We start from the raw sequence: 22,150 nt of genomic DNA, 5'->3' as shown, positions 1-22,150 counted from the left end.
GATCCAGTTGTCGCATGACGGCTCGGTCTCCAATCAGTGTTCGCGGCGAAGGCGGCGATCTGCCACCACCTGCGCCAGGATCTCTGTCGGGTCGCGGTCGACGGGTAAGGCGAGGGCGTTCTCGACATCGCAGCCGGTGAGGCCGATATCGCGGCGCTCGCACTCGCTCATGGCGGCCAGAAATGCGAGCTGGCTACGCGCCTTCCAGAAGCGCGGCAACCACAGCAGCGTCCATTTCGCCGCCGCGTAGAGCCGGAAAAAAAGGGAGAAGGAAGGGCGCCGCGCGTAGCCGGCTTCGGCACCGATGAAATGATCGGTCGTCGTCATGGCGTTTGTCTCCGTGCTGGACATGGTTGCCTCCTGTTGCGGCTTCGGTTTCTTGCCACCTTCATCGTTGAGTGCGAGATTGCGCCTCTTCGAAACGCGTGTCCGGAAAGCGGCCTGAAAGAATGCTGACGTAGTCCTGAAAATTGCGGGGAGCAGACAGTCGCAATGAACGCCGAGCCACAGCCGATCTACCGCTTCGCAGGCTTCAGCCTCGACACGCGCGCCGGCGTGTTGCGCGACAGCTCTGGCGAGATCGCGCTGCGGCCGAAATCGCTCGATCTGTTGATTTTTCTTATCCGCAACGCCGGCCGGATGGTGTCGAAGGACGAGCTTCTGCGTGCGGTGTGGAGCGACGTGATCGTCACCGAAGATTCGCTCACCCAATGCATCAGCGACATCCGCCGCGCGCTGGGCGACAAAGCGCAGACGCTGATCCGCACCATGCCGCGCCGTGGCTACATGTTACCCGGCGAAGTACTGGAGGGATCGTCAGCTGTCGATATGCGTCCATCGCCTCAGCTCCCCGACAAGCCGTCGCTCGTCGTGCTTCCGTTCGAGAACCTGTCGTCGGACCCGGAGCAATCCTACCTCGCCGACGGCACGGTGGAGGAGATCACGGCGGCGCTGGCGCGTATTCGCGGACTGTTCGTCATGTCGCGCAACTCGGCCTTTGCCTATCGCGGCCAGGCGCTCGACCTGCCGCGCATCGGCCGCGAGCTCGGCGTGCGCTACGTGCTGGAAGGAAGCGTGCGCCGGCAACTCGATCAGCTCCGAATCTCGGCCAGGCTGGTCGAGGCAGAGACCGGCAGCTTGATCTGGGCGGAAGGCTTCAAGGGTGACATCGCGGAAGCGTTTGCGCTGCAGGACAATGTGACGGCGGGTGTCGCAGGCGCCATTCTGCCGTCGATCCAGCTGGCGGAAATCGAGCGTGTGCGCCGCAAGCGGCCGGGCGACCTGCAGACCTACGATCTCGTGATGCGCGCCCTGCCGCATGTCTGGGCGCTCGGCCGCCAGGACAACGCGATCGCCATCGAGGCGCTGGAGAAGGCTTTGCTGGGCGATCCCGACTATCCGCTGGCCCTGTCGCTGCTGTCCTGGTGCCATGCGCAGCGCAGAATCTACAGTTGGTCGACCTCGCCGGAGGCCGACCGGCGCCGTGCGCTGGAGCTGGCGGAGCGATCTGCCGAACTCAACGGTGACGATCCATTTTCCCTCGCCGTGCTCGGTGCTGCCCACACCGTGTCGAGCAATTTCGTCACTGCGGGTGCGCTGCTTGAAAAGGCGTGTTCGATCGATCCCAATTCGGCCTTCGCCTGGAACAGGAGCGGCTGGGTTGCAGCCTACAGAGACGAGGTCGAGCGGGCGGTCGAATGCTTCGAGCGGTCGTTGCGACTGGGGCCGTTCGATCCCATGGTTTATACCTGCCATTTGGGTATGGCTGTCGTGCATTTCAGCGCTCGGCGGCCCGGTCAGGCGGCGGACCTTTATCTGCGTGTCCTGGCGGAGCATCCGAATGCCTTGTGGATCCTGCGAACGCTGATCCCGGCCCTTGTCGAAGCGGGACGCCTTGACGAGGCCCAGCAGCATATGGCGCGTTGTCGCCACGAATATCCGGAGCTCACCTTGCGGGCGGTTCGCGACTCGATGCCCTTTAGAGTTGAAATTCTCGACCGACACGAAAAAGCTCTGAGAAGCCTCGGAGTGCCGGAGTAGGGGACCACTTGCCGGGGCGCAGGTGCGCCGCAGGAAACGCCGCCCTGTTCGCAACTGCGTTGCCTTGACCGCAAAAATGTCAAAAAAGTATCAGTGAGGTGGACACACCGTGGTGGCGGCGGCAAGGATTGCCGCCTAAGCTTTGATCACTGCAGAGAGCGGCAAACGCGGCCTGCGGGAGAGGGCACTGCAACTGGTCGCATGACCGGACCGGCGCCGGGAGGAACTGACGTGAATCCAGACTTGGAAGTCGTCCAGATCAGACGTGGCGAGTCGTTCAAGGCCTGGGCCCACGGCTATCCCTTCCACACCGTGCGTTGGCACTTTCATCCCGAATACGAAATCCACCATGTCGTCGCCACCACCGGTCACTATTTCGTCGGTGACTTCATCGGTGAGTTCGAGCCCGGCAACCTCGTACTCACCGGCCCGAACCTGCCGCACAACTGGGTCAGCGACGTGCCAGCCGGTACCAGCGTGCCGCTGCGTGGCCGCGTCGTGCAATTCTCGCAAGAGTTCATCGCCGACGCCACCACCGCGCTCCCCGAACTGGCCGGTTGTGAAACCATTCTCGAGCTCAGCCGCCGCGGCGCGCTGTTCTCCACTGCCACCGCTAAGCATGCCGCACCTGTGCTGGCCGAACTGGTCGAGGCGCAAGGCGTGCGCCGCATCGCGCTGTTCATGGAACTCATCGACATTCTGAGCCGCGCCGCCGATGTGCGGACCCTGACCAGCGCCAGCTATCTGCCCGATCCCTCGGGCTTCATGTCGGCCGGCGTCAACAAGGCGCTTGCCTATATCAACGCTAATCTGACCGAGCCGTTCAGCGAGAGCGATTTGGCGGCAATCGCCGGGCGCAGCCCGAGCGCGTTTTCGCGCAGCTTCCGCCGCCACACCGGCATGGCGCTGGTGCAGTATGTCAACCGGCTGCGCATCAACCTCGCCTGCCAGTTGCTGATGAGCGAGGCCGACATGCCGATCACCGAGATCTGCTACGCCGCCGGCTACAACAACATCTCGAATTTCAACCGCCAGTTCCTGACGCAGAAAGGCATGTCGCCTTCGCGCTTCAGGGCCTTGCTGGCGGAAAACATCAGTGCGGAGATTGCCGCCTAACAGGGAGGACCGGGAGGAGCTTTAGACATTTTGGGAAGAAAGGACGCGGGGTGCGTTGGAGGTGCCCCGTGCTGGAGATCGCTTGTCCTGAAATCCAGCGATATCAAGAGGATGCGCAGCACGGATCAAGTGCGGCGTCATTCCTCGCAACAGTTCGACTTGCAGTCAAGGCCCGGCGCGCCATGTGGTGGCAGGGCTTCGTGAAATCATTCCTTGAAACGGAGATATCAGAATGACCAGATTTGCTTGGAAATCAGCCGGTGCCGCAGCGCTTACGCTTTCGCTCCTCAGCGGCACCGCCGCCTTTGCAGCCCCTGTCACCGACGCCACGGTCGCCTTCCTGATGCCCGACCAGGCGTCGACCCGCTACGAGCAGCACGACTATCCCGGCTTTGCCGCCGAGATGAAAAAGCTCTGCCCCGGCTGCAAGGTGATCTACCAGAACGCCGATGCCGACGCCTCGCGCCAGCAGCAGCAGTTCAATTCGGTGATCTCGCAGGGCGCCAAGGCGATCGTGCTCGACCCTGTCGACTCGACCGCCGCCGCCTCGCTGGTCAAGCTGGCGCAGAGCCAGGGCGTCAAGGTCATCGCCTATGACCGCCCGATCCCGACAGCACCGGCCGACTTCTACGTCTCGTTCAACAATGAAGGCATCGGCAAGGCCATTGCCGACTCGCTGATCGAGCATCTCAAGGGGCTGAAGGTCGATCCCGCCAGCGGCGGCCTGCTGCAGATCAACGGCTCGCCGACCGACGCGGCAGCCGGGCTGATCAAGAAGGGCATTCATTCGAGCCTCGACAACAGCGGCTACAAGATCCTGGCCGAATACGACACGCCGGAATGGGCGCCGCCGAAGGCGCAGCAATGGGCAAGCGGCCAGATCACACGCTTCTCCACGCAGATCGTCGGCGTCGTTGCCGCCAATGACGGCACTGGCGGCGGCGCCATCGCCGCCTTCAAGGCAGCCGGCGTCGATCCGGTGCCGCCGGTCACCGGCAATGATGCGACGATTGCCGCACTGCAGCTGATCATCGCCGGCGACCAGTACAACACCATCTCCAAGCCGAGCGAGATCGTTGCGGCCGCTGCCGCCAACGTCGCCGTCCAGCTTCTGTCGGGCGAGACGCCGAAGGCTGAAATGACCCTCTACGACACCCCCTCGCAGCTGTTCACGCCGGCGGTGGTGACGCAGGAAAACCTCAAGGCCGAGATCATCGACAAGAAGATCAACACCGCCGAAGAGCTTTGCGTCGACCGTTACGCCGAAGGCTGCAAGAAGCTCGGCATCACCAACTGAACAATGCATGCCGCCCAAAAGTGCGCAGCGGTTTTGGGATAACGACATGCATAAAAGGAAGACGTAGATCCTGATCCGGCCTTCCGGCCGCCTTTGCGGCGGCCGGAAGTTCGCAGTCACTCTTGACCGGTCATCCGGAAAGGTTTGCCACAATGTCTGACATCTCTGACGGACCGGTTTCGGCAGGCGAGCTGGTGCTCAGCCTGCGCGGCATTTCGAAGAATTTCGGCGCCGTTTCGGCGCTCACCGATATCGATCTCGATGTCCATGCCGGCGAGGTGGTGGCGCTGGTCGGCGACAATGGCGCCGGCAAGTCGACGCTGGTCAAGATCCTGGCCGGCGTCCATCAGCCGAGTTCGGGCACCATCAATTTCCGCGGCAAGCAAGTGACCATGCCCGACCCGAGTGCGGCGCTGACGCTCGGCATCGCCACCGTCTTCCAGGATCTGGCGCTGTGCGAGAACCTCGATGTCGTCGCCAACATCTTTCTCGGCAAGGAGCTCAACCCGCTGCGGCTGGACGAGGTGGCGATGGAGATCCGCGCCTGGACGCTGCTCAACGAATTGTCGGCGCGCATTCCAAGCGTCCGCGAGGCGGTTGCCTCGCTGTCCGGCGGCCAGCGCCAGACCGTGGCGATCGCCCGCTCGCTGCTGCTCGATCCCAAGGTCATCCTGCTCGATGAGCCGACCGCCGCCCTTGGCGTCGCCCAGACGGCGGAAGTGCTGAACCTCATCGACCGGGTCCGCGAACGCGGCCTCGGCGTGCTGATGATCAGCCACAATATGGAAGACGTGCGCGCCGTCGCCGACCGCATTGTCGTGCTCAGACTCGGCCGCAACAACGGCGTCTTCGAACCCGACGCCTCGAACCAGGAACTGGTCAGCGCCATCACCGGCGCCGCCAACAATGCGGTGTCGCGCCGCGCCGAACGGCGCAAGGCGGCACAGGCGCAATCACAGGAGCAGCGGCCATGAGCGCAGAGCCCAAGCAGGACACCTCCGCGTCGACGGCACTCGATCGCAGCGACGTGCGCGTCAAGCACCAGGCCGGCGTCGGTGGCGCGATCAGCGCCTTCTTCGACCGCGTCCGCTCCGGTGACCTCGGCTCGCTGCCGGTGATCGTTGGATTGGTCATCATCTGGAGCGTGTTCACTGCGCTTAATCCGGTGTTCGTCTCGTCGAGCAATCTCGTCAATCTGCTGTTCGACTGCTCGACTGTCGGCGTTATCGCACTCGGCATCGTCTGTGTGCTGATGGTCGGCGAGATCGACCTGTCGGTCGGCTCGATCAGCGGCTTTGCCTCCGCCATGGTCGGCACGCTGTGGGTCAACCAGGGCTGGCCGGTGGCGCTGGCCATCCTCGCCGCGCTCGCCGTCGGTGGCTTCATCGGCGCGCTCTATGCCTTGCTGTTCAACCGGCTCGGCATGCCGAGCTTCGTCTCAACGCTGGCCGGCCTGCTCGCCGTGCTCGGCCTGCAGCTGTACATCCTAGGCTCCACTGGTTCGATCAATCTGCCCTATGGCTCGAACCTGGTGAATTTCGGCCAGCTGCTGGTCATGCCGGACTGGCTGTCCTATGCGCTGGCGGCACTGCCCGGCATCGTCATGCTGATCACCGGCCTGCGCACGGTCAGCCGCCGCCGCGCCGTGAACCTGTCGGCGCCGTCGGTCGGCGGTCTCATCGTGCGCGTCGCCGCCCTGACCATCCTGCTCGAGCTGATCGTCGGTTATCTCAACCAGGCGCGCGGCATACCGTGGATGTTCGGCCTGTTCGTCGGCCTGGTGGTAGCGATGAACTATGCGCTGACCCGCACACAATGGGGCCGCTCGATGACGGCCGTCGGCGGCAACCGCGAAGCCGCACGTCGCGCCGGTATCAAGGTGCGCTCGATCTATCTCAGCGCCTTCGTCATGTGTTCGATGTTCGCGGCCCTTGGCGGCGTGCTGTCGGCGGCGCGGCTGGCCTCTGCCAGCCAGCAGGCCGGCACCGGCGACGTCAACCTCAACGCCATCGCGGCGGCAGTCATCGGCGGCACCAGCCTGTTCGGCGGTCGCGGCAGCGCATACTCCGCGCTGCTCGGCATCATCGTCATCCAGTCGATCGCCAGTGGGCTGACCTTGCTCGATCTGTCATCGTCACTTCGCTACATGATCACCGGCGCCGTTCTGGCGATCGCGGTCATCGTCGACTCTCTGGCACGCCGCTCGCGGGTTTCCCACGGCCGCGCCTGAACCAACTGACAATACGAGGACAAAGAGAATGGCTCAGGATTTGAGTGGAAAGGTCGCGGCGATCACCGGCGCGGCGTCGGGCATCGGGCTGGAATGCGCCCGAGCGCTGATTGCCGCCAGTGTGCGCGTCGTGCTCGTCGATCGCGCCGAAGACGCCTTGAAGAGCGTCTGCGCCGAACTCGGCCCCAACGCGATCCCGTTGGTGATCGATCTGATGAAGCCGTCCAGCGTCGCCACGATGATGCCGCAAATCCTGGAGAGGGCCGGCCAGCTCGACATCTTCCACGCCAATGCCGGCGCCTATGTCGGCGGTCCGGTGCTCGACGGCGATCCCGATACATGGGACCGCGTGCTGAACCTCAACATCAACGCGGTGTTCCGCTCCATACACGCCGTGCTGCCGCATATGGTCGGACGCAAGACCGGTGACATCATCGTCACAAGCTCGATCGCCGGGCTGGTGCCGGTGGTCTGGGAGCCGATCTACACCGCGTCCAAACATGCCGTGCAGGCCTTCGTCCACACGGTGCGCCGGCAGGTCGCCCCGTACGGCCTGCGCGTCGGCGCGGTGCAGCCGGGGCCAGTGGTGACAGCGCTGATCAGCGACTGGCCGAAGGATAAGCTCGATGATGAACTGGCCAAGGGCGGCCTGATTCAGCCGGTCGAGGTCGCCGAAGCCGTGATGTTCATGCTGACGCGGCCGAGGAACGTCACCATTCGCGATCTGGTGATTCTGCCGCAGAGCAATGATTTGTAAAAGAGCGAATAGGGAGTAGCGAGTAGCGAATAGGGGGCGCAATTTCTATTCGCTATTCGCTATTCGCTATTCGCTATTCGCTATTCGCTATTCGCTATTCGCTAATTCCTTGAGGTTCCAAATGCCTTCCCACTTCCTCGGCATCGACGTCGGCACCGGCAGCGCCAGGGCAGGGGTGTTCGATATCAACGGCACGATGCTCGCCTCGGCCAAGCGCGACATCGCGCTGTTCCTCGAGCCCGGTGAAATCGCCGAGCAGTCGAGCGAGGACATCTGGCGCGCGGTCTGCGCCAGCGTGCGCGAGGCGGTGACGAAGTCAGGGCTCGCCGGGCGCGACATTGCCGGCATCGGCTTCGACGCCACCTGTTCGCTGGTCGTCGTCGGGCAGGGTGGCGCGCCTTTGCCGGTCGGCCGTTCCGGCGACGCCCAGCGCAACATCATCGTCTGGATGGACCACCGTGCACTCGACCAGACGCAGCGGATCAATGCCGGCAAGCACGCCGTGCTCGACTATGTCGGCGGCACGATTTCGCCGGAGATGGAAACGCCGAAGCTTTTGTGGTTGCGGGAAAACCTGCCCGATACCTTCGACGCGGCCGAGCATTTCTTCGACCTGACCGACTATCTGAGCTGGCGCTCTACCGGCAGCCTGGCACGCTCGATCTGCACGCTGACTTGCAAATGGACCTATCTCGGCCATGAGCGGCGCTGGGACGACGCCTATTTCCGCGCCATTGGCCTCGGCGTGCTCGCCGACGAAGGCTTTGCCCGCATCGGCACGGAAGTGGTCGAGGGCGGCACCGCGCTGGCGAAGGGCCTGACCGAAGCGGCCGCGGCCAATCTCGGCCTGCTGCCGGGAACACCGGTCGCAGCCGGCCTGATCGACGCCCATGCCGGCGGTGTCGGCACCGTCGGCGGCACCGGTTCGGTCGGCACGCTGCAGTCGCGCATGGCCTATGTCTTCGGCACCTCGGCCTGCACCATGGCCAGCACCAGCGAGCCGTCCTTCGTGCCCGGTGTCTGGGGGCCGTATTTCTCCTCGATGGTGCCGGGGCTCTGGCTCAACGAAGGCGGTCAGTCGGCGGCGGGCGCGGCGATCGATCATCTCATCGGCTTGCATCCGGCTGCGGCAGAGGCAGCCGCAAGAGCCAAGGCGGAAGGGCTCAGCCTCGCGGCCTGGCTGGGCCGGCAGGCGGCAACGCAAGCCGCCGATCTGTCCTCGGCGGCGCGCCTTGCCGAAGGACTGCATGTCGTGCCGGAATTCCTCGGCAATCGCTCGCCCTTCGCCGACCCCGAGGCCAAGGCGCTCATCGCCGGGCTGGGCATGGACACGTCGCCCGACAGTCTCGTCGCGCTCTATGTCGCCGGCCTGCTGGGCATCGGCTATGGCGTGCGCCAGATCCTGGCGGCGATGGCCAACAAAGGCATCGCCATCGATACCATCGTTGTCAGCGGCGGCGCTGCGCAAAGCGAATTGGTGCGCCAACTGCTGGCTGACACCACAGGGCTGACCGTCGCCGGCTCGACCTCGCCGGAGCCGGTGCTGCTCGGCTCGGCCGTATTGGCCGCGGTGGCGGCCGGAACCTATCCGGATGTGATTGCCGCGATGACCGGTATGTCGCGCATCGGCGATATCTATCGCCCGGCTGGCGGCGATCTCATGCCCTGGCACGACAAGCGCTACGCCGCTTTTGAACTGCTGCAGCAGGCGGGCCGCGCGATCCGCGACTGACCACGAGGCGAGGCCGGCAATCGAGGCTTAATGCGTCCGCGCAGCACCCGCCAGTTGGTCGGCATCGGTCAATGTCTGCAGAAAGGCGACGATGTCGTCGATTTCGGGATCGGTCAGCGCCGGCTTGCCGCCGGGCTTCCGGCCGAAGGGCGGGTCCTGGTTGAGATTGGCCCAGTAAGCCTTCGGCAGATCGTCATTTTGCCGGACCGTACCGTCGGCATTCCTCGGGTACCAGCGGCCGGGATCGCTGTCGCGGCTGGCATAGAAGGCGACCGCCCCGCGCAGTGTGTGGAAATAGCCATTGTGGAAGAAGCTCTTCTTCAGCGCTACGTTGCGCAGCGTCGGCGTGCGAAACAGGCCGCAATACTCCCTCCGGCCCTTGAGATCGGTCCTCAGCGGACCGCACAGGCCGAGGTCGAAATAGGTCGGATCGGCATTGGCCGGGATGGCCGGATTGCGCGGCACGCCGATGCCGAGGAAACCGAAATCGGTGAATTGCGGCGGCTCGCCGTCATTGGCCGGTTCGCTGAGATGGCAGCTGGCACAATTGCCCTTGGTCTCGTCCTCGAACAGGGAGCGCCCGTGCAATTCCTGTGCGCTCAGCGTCGCCTTGCCGGCAAGGAAGGCGTCGTAGCGGCTGGAGTACGGATAGAAATCTGTAGCACTCTGCTCGAATGTGCCGAGCGCCTCGACGGCGGCCTCGAAAGCATCGTCCGGACGGTCGAAGACAGTCTCGCCAAAGACCACCTTGATCTCGCCTGCATAGGCGGCCTTGCGCAAGGCAGCGGCGACGGCATCGCCATCCATGTTGGCCATCTCGAACGGCGACAAAAGCGGGATCCGCGCCTGGTCCTTGCCGTGGTCGGCGCGGCCGTCCCAGGTCAGGCCGCCGGTGGCACCATTGTCGACGCTCTCGTCGCCCTCGTCCTCGGAATCGTAGAAATGCTCGCTGAACGCCGGAACCGCCTGCAGATAGCGCAGCGACGGCACGGCGCGCAGTCCCGGCTGGTCCATCTCCGGTCCGCCCATCTCGACCGGTCCCGCTGAAGCCGGGCCAAAGGCGTGATGCGGATCATGGCAGGACGAGCAAGCCTGCAGGCCCGACGCGGACAGCGACGTATCGAAGAACATCTTGCGGCCGAGCGCGGTCAGTGCCGCCGCCCTGGCATAGGCGTCGCTGCGCGACATCGGCCCGGGATGGGCGCCGTCGGCGCCTGCCGCACGTGCTGGCGCCGCAAGACTGAGCAGCGCTGCCGCGCCGATGGCGATCGCCCGGCTTTTCCCCCACCTTGCCCAGTGTTGCGCCGTCATCTCATTCGGTCCGGTTTCGTCCGGGCTTAAAACCGCACTGCTACGGATTGATGACCGCGCCGCCTGCTCACGCAACCGTGTTCGCCGGCTTGGAAAACGTCACAAAGGTGACAAGGCGGTGGCCCTAATTTGGCGTGCCGCGCGAAAAGGTCCGGTTTTGTCGCGCTGCTCCTCCAGCCATTGTTCCAAGCCACGAGGTTTTCCATCATGACGAGGCTCAAGCTCCTCACTTCCCTCTATCTAGCCGGCTCGGCCCTTGCCCCCCTTGTCGCGGCAGGCGCCGTTCATGCCGCGCCCGCCGGCTATGACAAGATCGATACGGTCGTCGTCATCTATGCCGAGAACCGCAGCTTCGATAACCTCTATGGCGGCTTTCCCGGCGCCAACGGCCTGTCGAATGTGACGGCCAGCCAGGCGCGCCAGCTCGACCGCGACGGCCAACCGCTGACCGAATTGCCGCCGGCCTGGGGTGGACTCACCGGCAAGGGCGTGACGCCGGCGGTGACGGAAGCACAGACCGCGCATCTCGCCAATGCCGTCTTCGCCATCGACGATCCCAAGGGTTTTAACGAGAATACCGGGGTCATCACCCATGATCTTTGGCATCGCTTCTACCAGGAGCAGATGCAGATCGACGGCGGCAAGAACGACAAGTTCGTCGCCTGGGCCGATTCCGGCGGTCTCGTCATGGGCCATTATGACGGCTCGGTGCTGCCGATGTGGGCGGTCGGCAAGAAATACGTGCTGGCCGACAATTTCTTCCAGGGCGCCTTTGGCGGTTCCTTCCTCAACCATTTCATGCTCGCCTGCGCCTGCGTGCCGGTCTATCCCAACGCCGACAAGAGCCCGGTCAAGGACCAGATCGCCGTCGTCGACGCCGATGGCAAGACGCTCAAGATCGCCGACAATTCGCCGCCTTCGGCACTCGGCGGCGTGCCGAAATTCGTCAGTGACGGCGCCATCACACCCGATTTCTACGCCGTCAACACCATGCAGCCGCCCTACCAGCCGAGCAACAACAAGCCGGTCGCAGGCGGTGACGCAGCACTTGCCGACCCGGCGCAGCCGACCACGCTGCCGCCACAGCACGACATCACCATCGGTGACCTGCTGTCGCTAAAGGGCGTCGACTGGGCCTGGTATGCCGGCGCCTGGCAGGCCACACTCGACGGCAAGAATGCGACGCCGGTGCCGAACTTCCAGTTCCATCACCAGCCCTTCAACTATTTCGCGGCTTATGCGCCGGGCACGGCCGCCCGCGCCGAACACCTGAGAGACGGCGGCCTTGGCGGCACCGAGTTCATCAAGGCGATCGACGACGGCAAGCTGCCCGCCGTGTCCTTCTACAAGCCGCAGGGCAACCTCAACGAGCACAGCGGCTATGCCGATGTCACCTCAGGCGACCAGCATCTGGCCGACCTCGTCGCGCATCTCGAGAAGAGCCCGCAATGGCCGCATATGCTGGTTGTCGTCACCTATGACGAGAATGGCGGCTTCTGGGATCATGTCGCGCCGCCCAAGGCCGACCGCTGGGGCCCGGGCAACCGCATCCCGGCCTTCATCATCTCGCCCTATGCCAGGATGGGCATGGTCGATCACACGCAATACGACACCACGTCGATTCTGCGCTTCATCACCGCGCGTTACGATCTGCCGGTGCTGCCCGGCATCGTCGCCCGCGACAAGGCGCTGCGCAACAACGACCAGCCGCCGATGGGCGATCTGAGCGCGGCGCTCGATCTTAGTCGGTAGGCCAATCCAGACCGGACCTGTTCTTTCACACCGTCCAGAAATAGCGGACGATGTGAAAGAACACGGGCGCGGCGAAGACCAGGCTGTCGGCGCGATCCATCATGCCGCCATGGCCTTCGACGAGATGGCCCGGCTTGGTCGCACTTGACGGCCGGCCCACCAGCTTGCCAGAGAAAATTGGCCAACCCTATTCAGCCACCTTGGCCGTGATGCAATCTAGCGAAGGAAGTGGCGCCAAACCATCCTTGGTTCTTTCTTCTGGCTCCGGAGTTCCGTCTACTTCTTCGGCAGCACATTTGTAAATCGCTTCAATCACCAAGCCCCGAATCGTCGCATCAGGAAGTGTCAGGTAATCGAAGTACCTATCCCTCGTCGGAAAGCCCTGCAAATAATCAAGCGCGGTGTGGACGCAACCATCAAGCATTGCCTCCGCTTTTTCGCGGAAGATGGCCTCGTCTATGAGGATGACTCCTACGGAAGCCCAGGTGCCTCTGCTAAGAAATTTATATGCGGTACATCCGTTTTGGCCAACCTTCGCTGTTGCAACGAAGTCCTTGTAGGATGGCAGCAGGGCGGAGTTGGCTAAGGCTGACGTTATATCGTTTTGCCAGTTTGCGCCGTCGGCAGCGATTATGGAAATTTGGGCCGTACCGAAGGCCGGGAAAAGACCATTTAGATCGCCCCTGAGGACTTTATATCGCTCGATCGAACTGCTTACGTTCAGATGAGCCGCTACAACTTCGTATGGCCGACGCCATGTTGGCCAAACGTAGATTTTCCCGTCGTGCGGCAGCGATCGTAGATAGCCAAGAGCTGCGTCTTTGGCGGCCGGCTCACGACTACCATTTTTTTCAGCTGACCACGCGGGGTTGCTCAACAACGCCAACGAGAGCGCCGCGCAAAACCATATCTGGCGCGCCTTGTAAGTCATCACTCCCACCCGCCAAGCAAAGCGCCAGCAATCTCCAGTGCACGAGGCTTAGCAGAGCTTAGAGTGAAATCGCCAGTCAAATCTGTATTAAGGTTTAGGCATAGAGGCGTCTAAGTGCTCCCCCTCACACCGTCCAGAAATAGCGGACGATGTGGAAGAACACGGGGGCGGCAAAGACCAGGCTGTCGGCGCGGTCCATCATGCCGCCATGGCCCTCGATCAAATGGCCCCAGTCCTTGACCCCCTGGTCGCGCTTGATGGCCGACGCGACCAGCCCGCCGAGAAATCCCATCAGGCAGGCGATGAAGGCGACGCCTGCCGCCGCCAGCGGCGAGAACGGCGTCAGGAACGACAACAACGCACCGAGCAGGCTCGACGCGACCAGTCCGCCGATCAGCCCTTCCCAGGTCTTTGACGGCGAGACGGAGGGCGACAGCAGATGTCGGCCGAACAGCTTGCCGAAAATGTATTGCAGCACGTCGCTGCCTTGCACGGTGATGATCAGGAAGGCGATGAGCAGGAGATTGCGACCTTCGGGCACGTTGAGCGTCAGCAGCGCCGGAACATGGCTGACGCAGTAGACCGAGATCATGACCGCCCATTGCTGCGCCGACACGCGCTCGAGGAAGCGCTCGGTGTCGCCGTTGAGCGCCGTGATCGCCGGCATCAAGAGGAAGCAGTAGACCGGGATGAAGATGGTGAACAGCCCATACCAGGCGGTCCACACCAGCCAGTACTGGAAGGGGATGATGATGCCGAACATGCCGAGCAACACCCAGTGGTCGCTGCGCCGGCTGTGCGTCAGCGTCACGAATTCGCGCAGCGCCGCAAACGAAATCAGCGCAAACAGGATGGTCATGCCGGTGCGGCCGAAGAAGAAGGCAACGGTGATCGCCACCACCATCACCCACCAGGCATTGATGCGCTGGTTGAGGTTGACGAGCGTCGAGGGCAGCGGCTTCGGCGCCCGCCACGACAGGGTGCCGGCAACGATGCTCGCCGTGGTCAGCACGCAGATCAGGCCGACCAGCAGGATGACCGTCTCATGCATTGGCGGCAGGGTCATGCGAAGTCTCTTTGGCTGGTCATGGCTAGTCGTCCCGATCGGGGCGCGGGTCGAGCGACAGCAGCGTCTGGCGCGCGCGCTCAAGGAAGGCGCGGCGCTCTTCGCCAGGACCTATCGCCACCGGCGGACCGAAGACGACGCGGCACAGAAGCGGCACCGGCAGGAACTGGCCCTTGGGCAGCACGCGCGACATGTTCTCGATCCAGCACGGGATGAGTTCGACATCGGGCCGCGCCATCGACAGATTGTAGAGACCGGAGCGGAACGGCAGCAGATCCGCCTTCGTCGTGTTGCGTGTGCCCTCCGGAAACAGGATCAGCGAATGGCCATCATCGAGCACCGACAGCATGATCGAGATCGGGTTCTGCGTCTCGTCGGTCCATTGCCGGTGGATGAGCACGGAAGACAGCATGTCCTCGGCAATGAAGCGGCGCAGCCGCGACTTGCCCCAATATTCGGCCGCAGCGACGGCATGCGTGCGAGCGCGCACCTTTTCGCTGAGACAGGCCGACAGCAGGATGAAGTCGCCATGGCTGGCATGGTTGGCAAAGTAGATGCGCTGGCGCTCCGACGGCTGGCTGCCGTTCCAGATCGGCCGCACACCGGTCACCACCCAGGCCGCCGCCGACAGGCCGACCGAGGTCACCGTCTGCAGCAAGGTGAAGGTGTTGGCGCGAAGGTGAAGTTTTGTCATGGCTCAAACAAACGCTGCGAAAAGGGATGCCGCCGCAAACACGGCGAGCGCCATGCGCTGCCTTGTCAGCAGGCGGCGTGTGCCTGCCATGCGATGGTCGAGCGACCGGCCGCCGGCAGGGGTGGGCTTCAGGCGCATGCGCGCCAGTACATCGTCGACCACGGCGCCGCCGGCGGCCTCGCTGGCGTGGCTGGCCATCAGCCGGAACAGCAGCGCGTCGAATAAAAGCAAGGCCGAAAGAGCCAGCGTGCTCACGGCACTCGCCGCCGCGACCAGCCAGGCCGCCGCCGACAGCGCGGTCGCCTGCGGCCCGGCCACCAGGCCGATGATCGGCGCCGCCATTACGGCGGCCACCACCAGCAGGATCGGCCACACCGCCTGCACCATCAGCCCGGCGGCGAAAGCCTCTGCCTTGTCGTGATAGGCCTCGTCGTTCATGCCGGTCCACTCATGTCGGTTCTTCCAGCCCGCTGTGAAGATGCACGGGCCTGCCCGACGCGGCGAGTTTGTTGCGCGCCTGTGCGGCTGTGTGCGAGCGGCCGGTCACCACCAGCCAGTCGGCGACGATTGCCGCACTGCGCTGGAAGCCGAGCGCGCAGCAGACCAGTACGGTGCCGCGCCGGCGCGCCAGCTCGATCGCCGCCACCGCTCGCTCCAGCCTGTCATGCGGCGGCTCCACGAGGTCGAGCGTGGCGTAGCTGATCCAACGGCAGGTGACGCCGCGTGGCCGTTCCATCTCGCCGGCAAGATCGATCACCGTGCCGAAGCGGTTGGCCTCTCCGGCGGTGGGAAACCGGCCGAAGAAAACGCCGTCGGTGATCTCCGCTTGCGGCATCAACTGGCGGGTCCACGCCCACACATTGATCCGGGCGCCAAGCCGGTAGGGCAGGAGCAGGATGCGACTGGCAAGCGAGACGCCGCCATCGGCTGCCTTCTGGAACACTTTGGCGCCGGCCCCGGCATAGGCGAACGCGACGATGGCCAACGCGAGCGACGGCCACAACAGGATGAACGAGACGGCGGAGAAGGAGGCGCCCGCGGCAGCGGCCGCCAGGGCGAGGGCGGCACCGAGCGCATAATATCCCGCCAGTCGCCGCGCCTTTGGGTCGGTGCTCGGTCGGAAGCCCCAGAACGGCAATTCGCCTTTCGCAGGAAACAGCCACAGCGCAAAGAGGCCGAGCAGCGCGCCGGTCGGAATGTCGATGAAATGATGCTGCCATGTCGTCAGCACCGAAGCGCCGATGAGGAAGCACCAGACGTGCCAGACGGGTCCGAGAATGGCGCCGAGACGGTGGCGTGCGATAACGTGACGCCAGTGATCCCAGATGATCACCAGGAGCGCGATGTGCAGGGATGGCGCCTGGTTGAACGGTTTGTCGAAACCGCCGAGCACCGCGAAGAGAAAACCCGGCAGGCCGGTGGTTGTCGGCCGCACGAAGGTCGCCGTCAGCGGAAACAGGACGAAGCAGGAGACGGCAATGATCTGCGCCGTGAGATAGCGGCCGGCGAGACGGTCGGCGCCGCGCCTGCTCGTGTTGAGCAGCAGCGACAGGCCGTAGAACAGATTGATCGACCAGTAGGGCACGATCGTCCAGGCGAGGAAGGGAATGGCGTGTTCCCAGGCAAAAACGATGCTGCCGACATGGTCGCGCCGCGATGCCAGCCAGTTGGCGAAGCCATAGGTCGAATAGAAGAACGGCGCCAGCAGGGCCAGCCAGAGGGCGGCCCTCAGCACGATACCGGAATAGGGTTCCCGCGCCGGGGCAGGGGCAGGGTCGGTGGCAGCCAGCGCCATCGTTTCAGACGCGCCGTGCGACTGAAACGGTGAAGATGCCCCATTGGTCGATGCGCTGGTCGATCTTCTCGAAACCGGCCGCCATCACCAGCTGGTCCATCTCGCCTTGCGTGCGCCGCCGCATCACCCAGGCCTGGCCGCCGCGATGCGAGGTCAGGCTGCGCGCGATCATCTCCAGCTGCGGATGCCATGGCTGGTTGGTGTAGATCAGCAGGCTGCCGGGCTGCATGGTGCTGGCCAACCCGCCGAGCGAGCGCGAAATCATCGCATTGTCGGCGAACAATTCGTAGAGGCCGGAGACGATGGCGAGGTCCGGCGCCGGTTCTAGCCCGGCCAGCATTTTGGCATCGAAGGCATCGGCCTGGTGGAAGGTAACGCTGGTCGGCAGATTCCGCTCTGCGATCAGCTTCGAGCCGAGCCCGACATTGAGCTCGGAATAGTCCTGTAGCCGCACGCTTGCCGGTGGCTCGGTGCATTTGGCCACGGCATCGAGCACATAGCGACCGTGACCTGCGGCGATGTCGAGCATGTGGACGGGGCGGCCTGCGGCCTTCAGGCTGGCGACAGCGTTGCCGATCAATTCTTCGAGATGCAGCTTGCGCTGGCGGATGCCGCGCCAGCCGATGGCGTCGAGGAAGGTGCGGTCGATCATGCGGCCGATGAAGCCGGTGCCGCGCGCGTCGTTCTCGTAGACATAGTCGAGCGTCGAGCCGGAATCGAAGCCGGTGGCAATGCCTGTCTTCATCCCCGACGACAGCCAGGCGCCCATGCGGATCGAGGCACGGCTCATCGCCCAGTAAAGGCCTTTTGGCGACAGCAGCGCCAGCGGCGAGGCCAGCTTCTCGGCCTCGTCGCGGGTGTAGCCGACGCGGTCGGCTGAGGTCAGGTCGATCGTCTTCTCCGGCGCTGCGAACTGCTTTTCGAGGAACGGCCGGATCAGGTCGAGCGCCTGCTTGCGGCCGCGCTCGCCCAGCGTGTCGTGGAAGAAGCCGGGCAGCACATGCCGCTCCTTGGCGCTGCTGCCGAGATTGACGAAGAACTCGTGCTGCGGTCCATGCCGCACCACCCAGTCGGCGCCGGAGATCAGGAGCTGCGTCGGCACGGTGATGGCGCGGGCGTCCGAGACGATGCGGGCGGCATGGTCGTAGAGTTCGACCAGGATGTTGGACGCGATCGGCCGGGTGATCAGCTGATCGGCGTCGAAGGAGGCGATGCGCTCGGCATCATGAGTCAGGAACTTCGCCTTGACGTAGGAATTGACGAAGAAGCGGCCCTTGAGCTTCTGCCACAGCGCAATGCCCTCCTTGGCGAAGGGTACGTAAAGCTTGACTGAAAAGGCCGGCGAGGCAACCACCAGCGCGCGGATGTCGGGCGCATAGTCATGCACCCAGGCGGCGGCGAGAACCGCGCCGAAGGATTGCGCGATCAGTGCGATGTCGTGCTGGCCAAAACCGTCTTTGCCCATCTCGCGGACCAGGCAGTCGATGTCGCGCACCAGGGCGGCAAAGGAGGGGGCATAGCCGCGCTCGCCGGCCGAGCGGCCATTGCCGCGCGCGTCCCAGGCGTAGAAGGCATGGTCGGGCATGGCGAGCTCGTCGACCAGATGCGCCATGCGTCCGCCATGCTCGTGGCCGCGATGGAACAGCAGGATCGCGCCCTTGGGAGTCGGCCCGACGGCCGGCCAGTCGCGGTAGAAGATCTCGGTGCCGTCGTGAGTTTTGAAGGTGCGCTCCTGCGCCACGCGCTCGAGGCTTGCCGGTGCTGCTGCGGCGATGGTCTGGTGGATCATGGTTTCTCCCTGGCGGTCGGGCTGCTGACGCTTGGGCATCAGGTGCCGTCCGCTCTAAGGCCGCCGCGTATCCGGTTGATGGCGGTTACCACAGTCAGTGTAGCCAAGACCGGAAACACAAAGGGCGCGATCGTCTCGACCCACAGGCCGCAGGCGATGAGGAACGCGATGACGCCGAGCGCCAGCGCCCGGTCGCTCTTGCCGAACGGCCCGGCATAGTTGCGCCCGCTGCCGGCGGCGACACCGAGCACGCCGGCGAACTCGGCAAGCATGGCCGCGATGGCGAAGGCGACGACACCCCAGGCCGGAAACAAGGTGGCAAAGGCCAGGATCAGCGCTAGGTCGGAGACGACGTCGCAGAGTTCGTTGAGATACATGCCGAGCTTTGAGGCCTGTGCATGTTCCCTGGCCAGCATCCCGTCGATGGCGTTGAGCGCCATGCGCACGAACAGCACCACCGGCATCAAAAGGAAAACCAAGGGATAGCTGGCAAGGACGACGACCACTAGGCTGGTGGCGATGGACAGCGCGGCGGCGAGAAGCGTGATCTGGTTGGCGGTGACGCCGGCGCCGGCCAGCCGGTCGGCCAGCGGCCGCAACCTGGCCTGAAAGGCCGGTTTCAGTGCATAGAGCGTAGGCATATGCGATCCCCCCGACCGCGGCTCATGACAGTGTCGGCGAGATTGGTCAATCGCGGGGTAAGACGCAAGGGGCGGGGAGGGGTTCTACACCGGCGAACGAACTCCCTCAGTGCTTCCGCTGCCGGTGCAACGGCGTTTCGCAGGGCGAGGTGGCGCCTTCAAATCCGATCTACACAGCTTGATGAATTGGGGCCAAGGTCACACGCTTTGACTTTGCTGCTCTTGATCTGCCTGCCAGAAAGTCAGCTGATAGTCATACAGATCTTCGGAATCGGGCAGGTCTTCGGAATCGGGAGTGAAAAACTCGACGACAAACCTTCGGTTCGGAAACTGCCACTGCAGCTTGGCCTGGTAGATCTCCTTGAGGATCGAGCCGAGGAACACCAGCTTGTCGCGCGAGATGTCGGCGGCGGCGTAGGCCTGAATGTCGGCTATGTGCAGGTGGTTCATCACCGCTTCGACGGATTCTCGTGTGGCCTTGGGGTTGTGTTCGAAACTTCTCAGACCCTCCTCGCTGAACCCTTTCATCAGCACGTAGCCTTCGAACTCTGTGAACTCCGGCCAGAAGACGGTGCTGTATCCTACCGCGAGCGCAAATCGGCCTTCGCAGCAAACCCAGCCTTGCAAATCGATGCCGTCGCCATTGTTCCAGGCTCCCAGCTCGGCCTTCATGCTGTCCGGAATGTCCATTCTGTTGTATCCAGATTTCTCGTCAGACTCGATTTTAGCGAATTCGATTGGTCGCGGACATGGGTCAAATATCCGAGGACTCAAAGGGCGTTCCCATGACCTACGATCGTTCGTGGCTCGAAGCAGCCTTCCGCGCAAAATCCCGCGCGAAGCTGCTGTTCTTCTGGGGACACCAGCCGTCGAAGGACGGACGCATCACCACGTCCTGCCTCAGCCAGTGGTGGCCGGCGCCGTTCAGCGTCGGCGGCCTGACCTATCCGACCGCCGAGCACTGGATGATGGCCGGCAAGGCGCGCCTGTTCGGCGACGATCAGACGGCAACGCAGATCCTCAGCGCGGGCAGCCCCAGGCAGGCCAAGCAGCTCGGACGGCAAGTCAGCCGCTTCGATGCGGCGCGGTGGGATGCGGAGAAATACCGCCTCGTCACCGAGGGGAGTTTTGAGAAATTCCGGCAGCACAAGGCGCTCAGCGCGTTTCTGCTGTCGACCGGCGATCAGGTTCCGGTCGAGGCAAGCCCGGTCGACCGGATCTGGGGCATTGGCCTGGCCGCCGATGACGAGCGCCGGCAACCCGCTGTTGTGGCGCGGCGAAAACCTGCTTGGCTTCGCCCTGATGGAGGCGAGGGACAGGCTGCGCGGTCGAAAGTAGAGGAGGCTCAGTCTGCGTCGCCGGCTGAACCTTTGCCACACTGCGCCAGCACCTTGCCGATGGCGGCACTCGAGCCGGTCAGCGGAAAACTGTTCTCGCCATATTTGTCGGCCGTAACCGTGACGTCGCCCTTGCCGCGCAGCAAGGCAAGCAGGGGGTCGCCCTTGCTCAGTTCGGTCGTGAAATAATTGTACATCGCCTCGAGGTCGAGTTTCTTCGTCACGCTCTTGTCGCCGCCCTTGAAGGTGAAGGAGCCGCTGATGCCGGGCTCCAGCTGCTGGCCAGCGGTGCCGAGATCGTAGCTCAGCACCGGCTTGTCGAAACAGACCAGCATCAGATGCGCATCGGCCTTCGGCCCGCCGCACACCGAAGCCGTCAGCACGCTGCCGCCTTCATCCTCCTCCATTTCTGCGGTCCAGTTGCACGGCGCCGCAAATGCCGGCTGCATGGCCTGCAGTGCCGCGACGGCCACGATGAATTTCGTCAATCCGCTTCTCATGACTGCCCCTCCCAGGCCATCGAGGCATCCGCAGCCCGGAACACGAGAGGCTTTCTCGAAGCAGAGGAGGCCGCAGTGCCGTTGGTTTTGTCGATCCTGCGAGAAGTACGCGATCCGCGCGACATCAATGCACGGCATAATCTTGCGGAGGTTCTGTTTGTGGCGTTGGCGGCAACGCTGTGCGGAGCCAAAAGCTGCGTAGATATTGCAGAGTTCGTGGAGGGTCGGGAAGACGAACTCAAAGAGATCGTCGAGTTGAAGCATGGGTGTCCGAGCCACGATACGTTCAGCCGGGTGTTCCGACTGATTGATCCCGAGGAGTTGTCGGCGGCGCTGAGCGCTTTCGTTTTGGCGCTGCGGCGCGAGCTTGGGCTTGGTCCGTCGCGTGGCGTGGTGGCCATCGACGGCAAGGCGCTCAGGCGCGGCTACGAGAAGGGCCGTGCTTTCATGCCGCCACTGATGGTGAGCGTCTGGGATGCCGAGACCAGGGTGGCGATTGCGGCAATGCGAGCGCCGGCCTCCAACGAAGTCGCCGCGACGCTGGCGCTGCTGAAGAGCCTGGATCTCAAGGGCTGCACGGTCACGGCCGACGCCTTGCATTGCCGACCCGAGACGGCCAAGGCGCTGATTGCGAAGAAGGCGCACTACGCCCTTGGGCTGAAGGCCAACCGAGGCCGCTTGTTTGCAGCGGCTGAGAGAAGCTTCGCGCAGGCCGATGCGGTTGACTGCTTCGAGACACGTGAGAGCGCTCAYGGCCGCACCGAAGTGCGCCGCGCCAGTGTGTTGCCGCTTGCCGGGCTTAGCGAGCCGCCGGCCTTTCCCGGCCTCAAGGCCATCGGCCGCATAGAGGCGCTGCGCACTCCCGCCGATGGCAAGACGGCCGCATCGGTCCGCTATATCGCGCTCTCCAAGGTGCTGACGCCTAGGAAATTGGCTGAGACGGTTCGTGCCCACTGGACGATCGAAAACCAGTTGCACTGGAGCCTCGATGTCGTCTTCCACGAGGACGACGCCCGTACCCGTAAGGACAATGCGCCACAAAACCTGGCCGTCATCCGCAGGCTCGCGCAAAACATCTTGACGGCTCATCCACTCGACAAACCTATCGCCAGCAAAATGCGACGGGCAAACTGGAGCAAAGATTTCTTCTATGAGCTCTTTA

Annotated in this window: 21 protein-coding genes and 2 pseudogenes; 11 read left to right on the top strand and 12 right to left on the bottom strand. The window is 63.9% G+C overall.

Going from position 1 to position 22,150, the window contains the following annotated elements; genetic code table 11:
• Nucleotides 1-33 precede the first annotated feature (33 nt).
• Nucleotides 34-327 carry a hypothetical protein gene (locus AC1DYO_RS26635; protein WP_477267395.1) on the bottom strand — a complete coding sequence of 98 codons (294 nt, stop codon included), beginning with the start codon at nucleotides 325-327 and terminating at the stop codon, nucleotides 34-36.
• Between the two features lie 165 nt (nucleotides 328-492).
• Between AC1DYO_RS26635 and AC1DYO_RS26630 the strand changes: the two genes are divergently transcribed.
• The 8 genes from AC1DYO_RS26630 (at nucleotide 493) to AC1DYO_RS26595 (ending at nucleotide 9,172) form a co-directional block, all read left to right on the top strand.
• Nucleotides 493-2,040 carry a winged helix-turn-helix domain-containing tetratricopeptide repeat protein gene (locus AC1DYO_RS26630; RefSeq protein WP_477267394.1) on the top strand — a complete coding sequence of 516 codons (1,548 nt, stop codon included), beginning with the start codon at nucleotides 493-495 and terminating at the stop codon, nucleotides 2,038-2,040.
• A gap of 231 nt (nucleotides 2,041-2,271) precedes the next feature.
• Nucleotides 2,272-3,156, top strand: coding sequence for a helix-turn-helix domain-containing protein (locus AC1DYO_RS26625; RefSeq protein WP_477267393.1), 885 nt, complete (start codon nucleotides 2,272-2,274; stop codon nucleotides 3,154-3,156).
• A gap of 68 nt (nucleotides 3,157-3,224) precedes the next feature.
• The gene (locus tag AC1DYO_RS26620) at nucleotides 3,225-3,392 is read left to right on the top strand and encodes a hypothetical protein (RefSeq protein ID WP_477267392.1); all 168 of its coding nucleotides are present in this window, start codon (nucleotides 3,225-3,227) and stop codon (nucleotides 3,390-3,392) included.
• Nucleotides 3,389-4,453, top strand: coding sequence for an ABC transporter substrate-binding protein (locus tag AC1DYO_RS26615; protein ID WP_477267391.1), 1,065 nt, complete (start codon nucleotides 3,389-3,391; stop codon nucleotides 4,451-4,453). The genes AC1DYO_RS26620 and AC1DYO_RS26615 overlap by 4 nt, the downstream gene beginning before the upstream one ends.
• 152 nt (nucleotides 4,454-4,605) lie before the next feature.
• On the top strand, nucleotides 4,606-5,427 hold the full coding sequence (locus tag AC1DYO_RS26610) for an ATP-binding cassette domain-containing protein (RefSeq protein ID WP_477267390.1): 822 nt from the start codon (nucleotides 4,606-4,608) through the stop codon (nucleotides 5,425-5,427).
• Complete coding sequence (locus tag AC1DYO_RS26605) at nucleotides 5,424-6,683, top strand: sugar ABC transporter permease (protein WP_477267389.1); 1,260 nt, start codon at nucleotides 5,424-5,426, stop codon at nucleotides 6,681-6,683. Before AC1DYO_RS26610 ends, AC1DYO_RS26605 begins: the two co-directional genes overlap by 4 nt.
• Nucleotides 6,684-6,711: 28 nt before the next feature.
• Nucleotides 6,712-7,440 carry an SDR family oxidoreductase gene (locus AC1DYO_RS26600; RefSeq protein WP_477267388.1) on the top strand — a complete coding sequence of 243 codons (729 nt, stop codon included), beginning with the start codon at nucleotides 6,712-6,714 and terminating at the stop codon, nucleotides 7,438-7,440.
• A gap of 121 nt (nucleotides 7,441-7,561) precedes the next feature.
• Nucleotides 7,562-9,172, top strand: coding sequence for an FGGY-family carbohydrate kinase (locus AC1DYO_RS26595; RefSeq protein WP_477267387.1), 1,611 nt, complete (start codon nucleotides 7,562-7,564; stop codon nucleotides 9,170-9,172).
• 27 nt (nucleotides 9,173-9,199) lie between these two features.
• Here AC1DYO_RS26595 and AC1DYO_RS26590 read toward each other — a convergent pair whose 3' ends face one another.
• Nucleotides 9,200-10,483, bottom strand: coding sequence for a cytochrome-c peroxidase (locus AC1DYO_RS26590; protein ID WP_477267386.1), 1,284 nt, complete (start codon nucleotides 10,481-10,483; stop codon nucleotides 9,200-9,202).
• Between the two features lie 207 nt (nucleotides 10,484-10,690).
• Between AC1DYO_RS26590 and AC1DYO_RS26585 the strand changes: the two genes are divergently transcribed.
• Nucleotides 10,691-12,235 carry an acid phosphatase gene (locus AC1DYO_RS26585; protein WP_477267385.1) on the top strand — a complete coding sequence of 515 codons (1,545 nt, stop codon included), beginning with the start codon at nucleotides 10,691-10,693 and terminating at the stop codon, nucleotides 12,233-12,235.
• Between the two features lie 25 nt (nucleotides 12,236-12,260).
• On the opposite strand, the pseudogene AC1DYO_RS26580 reads toward AC1DYO_RS26585, so the two are convergent.
• The 9 genes and pseudogenes from AC1DYO_RS26580 to AC1DYO_RS26540 all read right to left on the bottom strand — a co-directional run.
• Nucleotides 12,261-12,365, bottom strand: a pseudogene (locus AC1DYO_RS26580) (phosphatidate cytidylyltransferase); the annotation flags it as partial.
• Between the two features lie 57 nt (nucleotides 12,366-12,422).
• Nucleotides 12,423-13,166: a hypothetical protein gene (locus AC1DYO_RS26575; protein ID WP_477267384.1), complete on the bottom strand. Its 744-nt coding sequence runs from the start codon at nucleotides 13,164-13,166 to the stop codon at nucleotides 12,423-12,425.
• Between the two features lie 124 nt (nucleotides 13,167-13,290).
• Entirely contained in the window at nucleotides 13,291-14,217 is a 927-nt protein-coding gene (locus AC1DYO_RS26570; RefSeq protein WP_477267452.1) for a phosphatidate cytidylyltransferase, read from the bottom strand.
• A gap of 40 nt (nucleotides 14,218-14,257) precedes the next feature.
• Nucleotides 14,258-14,926, bottom strand: a complete 669-nt coding sequence (locus AC1DYO_RS26565; RefSeq protein ID WP_477267383.1) for a lysophospholipid acyltransferase family protein — start codon at nucleotides 14,924-14,926, stop codon at nucleotides 14,258-14,260.
• A gap of 3 nt (nucleotides 14,927-14,929) precedes the next feature.
• On the bottom strand, nucleotides 14,930-15,364 hold the full coding sequence (locus AC1DYO_RS26560; RefSeq protein ID WP_477267382.1) for a hypothetical protein: 435 nt from the start codon (nucleotides 15,362-15,364) through the stop codon (nucleotides 14,930-14,932).
• Between the two features lie 10 nt (nucleotides 15,365-15,374).
• Nucleotides 15,375-16,721: a phosphatase PAP2/dual specificity phosphatase family protein gene (locus AC1DYO_RS26555; protein WP_477267381.1), complete on the bottom strand. Its 1,347-nt coding sequence runs from the start codon at nucleotides 16,719-16,721 to the stop codon at nucleotides 15,375-15,377.
• Between the two features lie 4 nt (nucleotides 16,722-16,725).
• On the bottom strand, nucleotides 16,726-18,507 hold the full coding sequence (locus AC1DYO_RS26550) for a bifunctional alpha/beta hydrolase/class I SAM-dependent methyltransferase (RefSeq protein WP_477267451.1): 1,782 nt from the start codon (nucleotides 18,505-18,507) through the stop codon (nucleotides 16,726-16,728).
• Nucleotides 18,508-18,548: 41 nt separating this feature from the next.
• Nucleotides 18,549-19,151, bottom strand: a complete 603-nt coding sequence (locus tag AC1DYO_RS26545) for a CDP-alcohol phosphatidyltransferase family protein (RefSeq protein ID WP_477267380.1) — start codon at nucleotides 19,149-19,151, stop codon at nucleotides 18,549-18,551.
• Nucleotides 19,152-19,349: 198 nt separating this feature from the next.
• Nucleotides 19,350-19,841, bottom strand: coding sequence for a hypothetical protein (locus AC1DYO_RS26540; RefSeq protein WP_477267379.1), 492 nt, complete (start codon nucleotides 19,839-19,841; stop codon nucleotides 19,350-19,352).
• A gap of 59 nt (nucleotides 19,842-19,900) precedes the next feature.
• Between AC1DYO_RS26540 and AC1DYO_RS26535 the strand changes: the two are divergent.
• A pseudogene (locus tag AC1DYO_RS26535) lies at nucleotides 19,901-20,350 on the top strand (NADAR family protein); the annotation flags it as partial.
• A gap of 146 nt (nucleotides 20,351-20,496) precedes the next feature.
• Here the strand turns inward: AC1DYO_RS26535 and AC1DYO_RS26530 are convergent.
• Nucleotides 20,497-20,988, bottom strand: coding sequence for a hypothetical protein (locus AC1DYO_RS26530; protein ID WP_477267378.1), 492 nt, complete (start codon nucleotides 20,986-20,988; stop codon nucleotides 20,497-20,499).
• Between the two features lie 75 nt (nucleotides 20,989-21,063).
• Between AC1DYO_RS26530 and AC1DYO_RS26525 the strand changes: the two genes are divergently transcribed.
• A partial coding sequence (locus AC1DYO_RS26525; protein WP_477267377.1) for an ISAs1 family transposase occupies nucleotides 21,064-22,150 on the top strand: 1,087 nt, incomplete at its 3' end.

This window comes from Mesorhizobium sp. P2_F5 (assembly GCF_056403715.1).
The sequence above is the reverse complement of the archived record's forward strand: the minus strand, read 5'-3'. Positions and strand labels throughout refer to the sequence as shown.

What these genes read in the sequence shown, in the direction of transcription:
- AC1DYO_RS26570 (WP_477267452.1), bottom strand. Translation starts at nt 14,217, where the DNA reads ATGCATGAGACGGTCATCCTGCTGGTCGGCCTGATCTGCGTGCTGACC.
- AC1DYO_RS26540 (WP_477267379.1), bottom strand. Translation starts at nt 19,841, where the DNA reads ATGGACATTCCGGACAGCATGAAGGCCGAGCTGGGAGCCTGGAACAAT.
- AC1DYO_RS26530 (WP_477267378.1), bottom strand. Translation starts at nt 20,988, where the DNA reads ATGAGAAGCGGATTGACGAAATTCATCGTGGCCGTCGCGGCACTGCAG.
- AC1DYO_RS26615 (WP_477267391.1), top strand. Translation starts at nt 3,389, where the DNA reads ATGACCAGATTTGCTTGGAAATCAGCCGGTGCCGCAGCGCTTACGCTT.
- AC1DYO_RS26575 (WP_477267384.1), bottom strand. Translation starts at nt 13,166, where the DNA reads ATGACTTACAAGGCGCGCCAGATATGGTTTTGCGCGGCGCTCTCGTTG.
- AC1DYO_RS26600 (WP_477267388.1), top strand. Translation starts at nt 6,712, where the DNA reads ATGGCTCAGGATTTGAGTGGAAAGGTCGCGGCGATCACCGGCGCGGCG.
- AC1DYO_RS26555 (WP_477267381.1), bottom strand. Translation starts at nt 16,721, where the DNA reads ATGGCGCTGGCTGCCACCGACCCTGCCCCTGCCCCGGCGCGGGAACCC.
- AC1DYO_RS26610 (WP_477267390.1), top strand. Translation starts at nt 4,606, where the DNA reads ATGTCTGACATCTCTGACGGACCGGTTTCGGCAGGCGAGCTGGTGCTC.
- AC1DYO_RS26630 (WP_477267394.1), top strand. Translation starts at nt 493, where the DNA reads ATGAACGCCGAGCCACAGCCGATCTACCGCTTCGCAGGCTTCAGCCTC.
- AC1DYO_RS26585 (WP_477267385.1), top strand. Translation starts at nt 10,691, where the DNA reads ATGACGAGGCTCAAGCTCCTCACTTCCCTCTATCTAGCCGGCTCGGCC.
- AC1DYO_RS26545 (WP_477267380.1), bottom strand. Translation starts at nt 19,151, where the DNA reads ATGCCTACGCTCTATGCACTGAAACCGGCCTTTCAGGCCAGGTTGCGG.
- AC1DYO_RS26605 (WP_477267389.1), top strand. Translation starts at nt 5,424, where the DNA reads ATGAGCGCAGAGCCCAAGCAGGACACCTCCGCGTCGACGGCACTCGAT.
- AC1DYO_RS26595 (WP_477267387.1), top strand. Translation starts at nt 7,562, where the DNA reads ATGCCTTCCCACTTCCTCGGCATCGACGTCGGCACCGGCAGCGCCAGG.
- AC1DYO_RS26590 (WP_477267386.1), bottom strand. Translation starts at nt 10,483, where the DNA reads ATGACGGCGCAACACTGGGCAAGGTGGGGGAAAAGCCGGGCGATCGCC.
- AC1DYO_RS26565 (WP_477267383.1), bottom strand. Translation starts at nt 14,926, where the DNA reads ATGACAAAACTTCACCTTCGCGCCAACACCTTCACCTTGCTGCAGACG.
- AC1DYO_RS26560 (WP_477267382.1), bottom strand. Translation starts at nt 15,364, where the DNA reads ATGAACGACGAGGCCTATCACGACAAGGCAGAGGCTTTCGCCGCCGGG.
- AC1DYO_RS26635 (WP_477267395.1), bottom strand. Translation starts at nt 327, where the DNA reads ATGACGACGACCGATCATTTCATCGGTGCCGAAGCCGGCTACGCGCGG.